Annotated in this window: 2 protein-coding genes; both read right to left on the reverse strand. The window is 67.3% G+C overall.

Annotated elements, in window-relative coordinates; translation table 11 throughout:
• A partial coding sequence (locus AB4Y92_RS25380) for an aldehyde dehydrogenase family protein (protein WP_441822131.1) occupies positions 1-364 on the reverse strand: 364 nt, incomplete at its 3' end.
• Position 365: 1 nt separating this feature from the next.
• The coding region (locus AB4Y92_RS25385; protein WP_441822132.1) for a hypothetical protein at positions 366-553 on the reverse strand (188 nt) is incomplete at its 5' end.

Genomic DNA, 553 nt, shown 5'->3' on the forward strand with positions numbered 1-553 from the left:
CCTTGATGGTGAGCTGGGCCGCAAACGACCAGACGTCATAGGCGCGGCTCGCCTCGTAGAGCGAGTCCTTCCAGCACAGCCCGGCTTCGGCCGTGATCAGCCGGGCGAACTCTTCCTTGCGGTCGCGCAGCAGCTCTGCCGTCTTCTGCAGGATCTGCTGGCGCTCATAGCGGGTCAGCGTCGGCTTGAAGGCGCGCGCCTTGGCGAAGGCCTCGCGGACATGCTCGGGCCGCGCCGCCGGCACCAGGCCGACGACGGAATTGTCGTAGGGGTTGCGGACCTCGACCATGTCGTCGGTCGAGACGAGCTTGCCGGCGATCCGCATCGTCTCGCGGCGCACGGGCGGATTCACATTCGCGTTCATCTCAGAGCACCAGATTGAGGGCGACGTCGAAGACGTCGAAATTGCGGAGCGTGCGCCCCTCGGGCACGGAGATCGGCCGGTTGGCGATCATCGGCACGCGCTGCTCGGTGATGCCGCCATGCGAGCGCAGCGGCTCGGTCAGCCCCGAGAGATCATGCCGCTCCGGCGAGGTGCCGATCACCTTCGAGC

It is taken from the genome of Lysobacter sp. TAB13, assembly GCF_052113885.1.
In the GTDB taxonomy this organism is placed as follows: Bacteria; Pseudomonadota; Gammaproteobacteria; order Xanthomonadales; family Xanthomonadaceae; genus Lysobacter; species Lysobacter gummosus.